A 4,321-nucleotide genomic window follows, 5' to 3' on the forward strand; every position below is an offset into this window, starting at 1 on the left:
GCGGCGACGAGGCGGGCCAGGAAGCCCTCAGCGATGGACTCGTGCAGGAAGAGGCGGCGCGTGCTCGTGCAGCGCTGGCCGGCCGTGCCGACGGCGCCGAAGATCACCCCATTGAAGGCCATGTCGAGGTCGGCGCTCGCATCCACGATCACCGCGTTGTTGCCGCCCAGCTCGAGCAGGCTGCGGCCGAGGCGCCGGGCGACGGCCTCGCCGATCTGCCGGCCCATGCGGACGGAGCCCGTGGCGCTGATCAGGGGCAGGCGACGGTCGTTGATCATCCCCGGCCGACGACGAGGGTGAAGATCGGCGGCAGGTCGTGGGCCTTCATTACATCGTTGCAAATGTGCTGGACCGCGATCGCCGTCAGCGGCGTCTTGCTCGAAGGCTTCCAGATGCAGGTGTCGCCGCAGATGGCGGCGATCATCGCGTTCCAGGCCCAGACGGCGACGGGGAAGTTGAAGGCCGTCACGATGCCGATCGGCCCGAACGGATGCCACTGCTCCATCAGGCGGTGGCCCGGGCGCTCGCTGGGCAGCGTGGGCCCGCCGATGGTACGCGAGAGGCCGACGGCGAAGTCGGCGATGTCGATCATCTCCTGGACCTCGCCGAGGCCCTCGGTGGTGATCTTGCCCATCTCGTAGCTGACGAGCTTGCCCAGCGGCTCCTTGTAATCGCGGAAGGCGTTGGCGAACTCGCGCACGATCAGGCCGCGCTGGGGCGCGGGCACGAGGCGCCACTCGCGGAAGGCGGCGGTGGCCGCCGCGGCCACCTTCTCGTAGTCGGCAGGCCCGGCCTGCAGCACGGTGCCGATCTGGCTGCCGTCCGTCGGCGAGTAGACCGCCAACTCGCCGCCGCTGGGCCCCGCGATCCACTCGCGGGTGCTCGCCCCGGAGTTGACCTCCGTCAGGCGCAAGCTGCGCATGAAGTCCTTCATCACTCATCCCCCTCTGTGCATGGATGCGGCGCTGCCAGCGCTTGCCGCCGCGCCGCGTGCCGCCAAGAAACAGCGGCGGGACCTCCCCGTCAATGCCGAGGCCGTGGCTGGCGGGCTGGAGAGGGGGCTCGCGGGCCTGCGCGCCGAGCGCCTGTGCAGCGGCGCTCGGGCGCAGGTCCGCGAGTCCCTACTTGAGCAGCGTGAGCTTGAGGCTCGTCAGTGGGCGGCCGTCCAGGCTCAGGCGGGCCAGGTAGACGCCGCTCGGCAGCTGCCCGGCGTTCCAGGTCAGCTCGAGGGGACCGGCCGCCATCGGTCCGTCCAGCGGCTGCGCCACTTCGGCGCCCGTGGCGTCGAAGATGCGCAGGCTCGCCTGCCCGGCCCCCGGCAGGCTGAGGCGGAGCGTGGTCTGCGGGTTGAAGGGGTTCGGGTGGGCGCTCAGGCTGGCAAGCGCCGCCGGCACGCCGGGCTCGACGGCCGTCAGGTCGTCGTTCGTCGCCACGACCTCGAAGTCGTCGATCAGCGCTTCCACGAGGCTGCCGCTGCCGGTGTCGCTGGCGATGAAGCGCACGCGCATCTGGCTGGTCAGGGGTAGGATCGCGGCGAGATTGTCGAACTCCGCCTTCACCCAGGGATAGGCGCTGTCGGTGACCACCTCGAGGCTCACCCAACTCGTGCCGCCGTTGTTCGAGATGTCGACGAGGAAGTCGTCGTCGTGGCTGGTCTCGTCCGTGTACCAGCGCCAGTAGGAGAGGCCGGCCCAGCTCGCGCCCTCGAGATCGAAGATGGGCGAGAGTAGGGTGGTCTTGCCGCCGTCGACGTCCTGATCGCCGGCGCTGCCGCCCGGCACGCCGTTGCCCGTCACGAAGCAGAGCGTGCCGGGGTCGGGCGTGTGGTCGTACTCGGGCTGGTAGCTGGTGCCCACGGGATCGGCGCGGATCCAGATGCCCGTCGTCGCGTTGTCACCGGCCACGCCGAGGGTCCAGCCCAGGTTCTGCTCGACGTCGTCGCGGAAGACCGCCGTCACGCCGGCGCGGAAGCCGTAGAGCGCGCCCGGCGCGCCCTCGGGGGCGCTGGCCGTGTACCCGGCCGCGTCGGCGGCGCTCAGGTAGTACTCGATGTGGCTGCCCGGGAGCTGAGCCGGGATGCTCGCCGTGAAGCCGTTGGGCTGGCCGCTGGCCGCGAGGGTCAGGGTCTGGAAGGCGCCGCCGTTCACGCGGTAGTGCAGGAGCAGGCTGGCCGGCACGAGCGGCTCGGCGGCCTGGATGACGGCGTCGACCGCGAAGGGTCCCAGGCTCTCGCTATGCGCGAGCGGCGCGTGCGCGATCGCGATGTGGAAGGGCCGCGCCATGACGGCGAAGGTCGCGAGCGCCGCCTTCACGTTCTTGAACATGAAGGCGAAGTTGTTCGCGCTCGTGCCGATGACGTCGTTGGAGGTGTGGATGTAGGGGCTGTAGGCGTTGCTGTCCTCGAAGAAGAAGATGGCGCGGAAGCCGTTCCCCCAGAAGGACGCGTGATCGCTGCTGCCGCCCGAGAGGTAGCCCTCGATGGCGGCCAGCTCCGGCACATAGGTCGCGATCGCCGCGTAGGCCAGATCGGCCAGCGGATCGCTCGTGCTGTTGCTGATGATGTCGATGTCCTCGGGATCGCTCGTCGACTTGTAGCAGAGCATGTCGAGATTGAGCATGCCGACGATGTCCATGCCCGCGGCTGCCGCCTCGGCGGCCCAGGCATCGCTGCCGACCAGACCCTGCTCCTCGCCGCTGAAGGCGATGAAGATCGTCGTGTACTCGAAGTCGTGAGCGGCCATCGCCTTGGCGGCCTGCAGCACGCCCACCGTGCCGGTGGCGTTGTCGTCGGCGCCCGGCGCGTAGCTGTCGCCGCTGAAGTTGGTCGAGTCGTAGTGGCCGCCGATCACCACGTAGCGATCGGGGTAGACCGCGCCCGGCTTCACGCAGACGACGTTGTCGTTCCAGCTGTTGTAGCTGTGCAGGGTGACGTCGGCGTAGCCGTAGCTGAGGAACCGGTCGCGGATCCATAGCGAGGCATTCAGGCCGCCCGTGTACTGCGAGTGGCGCGTCCCGAAGTTCTGCAGGGTCTGCACCTGGCTCTGCAGCTCGCTCTGCACGACGCCGGCCACCATCGCGGTGATCACGGGATCGGCGTCGCGCAAGGGCGCCGGCTCCGTCCAGGGGCTGCGCACGAAGCGCAGGGGGCGGCGGAAGACGCGCTGGATGTCCGGCAGGCAGCTCGGCGTCAGGGCGAGATCGCCGGCCGGCACGCTGAGCAGCCGGTAGGCGCCAGCATCGCGCAGCACGCGAGTGCCGGCAGGATCGGGGTGCTCGGTGTGCGCCGCGCCCGGGGCGTGGCGGTAGGCGATCAGGTACTCGCGCGTGCCGTCGTCGCTGGGATCGAGGACCTCCACGCTGCGGCCCCAGGCGCGAAGCTGCGCCAGCTCGGCCTGGTCGACGAAGGCGAGGTAACCGTCCGCGGCCGGCAGCTCGGCGACGAGGAAAAGCTCGCGGTCGGCGAGCGCCGGTCCCGTCTCGCCGGAGCCGGCGATGCGGACGAGCAGCTTGCCGGTGCCGGCGGCGCCGGCAACGGAAACGGCGAGGCAGAGCAAGGCGAAGGTGGCGAGGAGGCGCTTGCGCATGGGGACTCCTTGGCTGGCGGCGCGAACGGCGAGCAGCGCCCAGGTGCCCGGGGGTCTGCCGGGCCGGGTGGCCGCTAAATTGTAGCAGGAGAGCGGGGCCCTCGCCAAGGGCGAGCGCCCTCGACTAGAAGCGCTGGACCAAGCCGGCCTCGAGGCGTTCGCCGCTGTGGCTGAAGCCGCCCACTGGCGGGTCGCGATCGACGGGGGCGTCGTAACGATCCAGCTCCTGGCGACTGGCCTCGACGAAGAGCGCCACGTTCGCCCAGATCGGCCACTGGACGCCCAGCGCCGCGCGCCAGCCGTGCCCATAGCGCACGAGCTCGTCGATGGGCCGGTAGTCCTCCCAGGCCGCCTCGTAGCCCTGGCTGTAGCCGCTGCTCTCCGCGTGGATGCGGCTGACGAGCAGGCCGGCGCTGGCCTGCGGGTGGAGCGGCCCCAGGCGCGGCAGCTGGCTGCGCAGGAAGAGCTCGCCCAGGGCGGTGAAGGCGGTGAAGCGGTAGCGGACCGGGTAGTTGCCGCTGCCCAGCGACAGCTCGCGCTCGACCTCGCTCTTGTCGCTCGCGCTGATCGCGGCGCCGAGGCGCAGCGGGCCCCAGACGCGATAGTCGTAGCGCAGGCTCCAGGTGTTCAGCTCGCTGCGGTCGAAGAAGTCCGCGTAGTCGTCATCGGCGAGCTCGAGCACGCCGAAGCTGAGACCGACGGTCGAGCGCAGGGGATCCGGGGGCACCAGGAGGCCG

The 4,321-nt window shown here is 70.7% G+C and carries 1 protein-coding gene and 1 pseudogene; both read right to left on the minus strand.

What is annotated here, in order from left to right; translation table 11 throughout:
- Window positions 1-934, minus strand: a pseudogene (locus FJ251_13965) (aldehyde dehydrogenase family protein).
- Window positions 935-1,121: 187 nt separating this feature from the next.
- Window positions 1,122-3,584 carry a M28 family peptidase gene (locus FJ251_13970; protein ID MBM4118811.1) on the minus strand — a complete coding sequence of 821 codons (2,463 nt, stop codon included), beginning with the start codon at window positions 3,582-3,584 and terminating at the stop codon, window positions 1,122-1,124.
- Between the last annotated feature and the right edge of the window lie 737 nt (window positions 3,585-4,321).

Source organism: bacterium, assembly GCA_016873475.1.
Classification (GTDB): Bacteria; Krumholzibacteriota; Krumholzibacteriia; order JACNKJ01; family JACNKJ01; genus VGXI01.

What these genes read in the sequence shown, in the direction of transcription:
- FJ251_13970 (MBM4118811.1), bottom strand. Translation starts at nt 3,584, where the DNA reads ATGCGCAAGCGCCTCCTCGCCACCTTCGCCTTGCTCTGCCTCGCCGTT.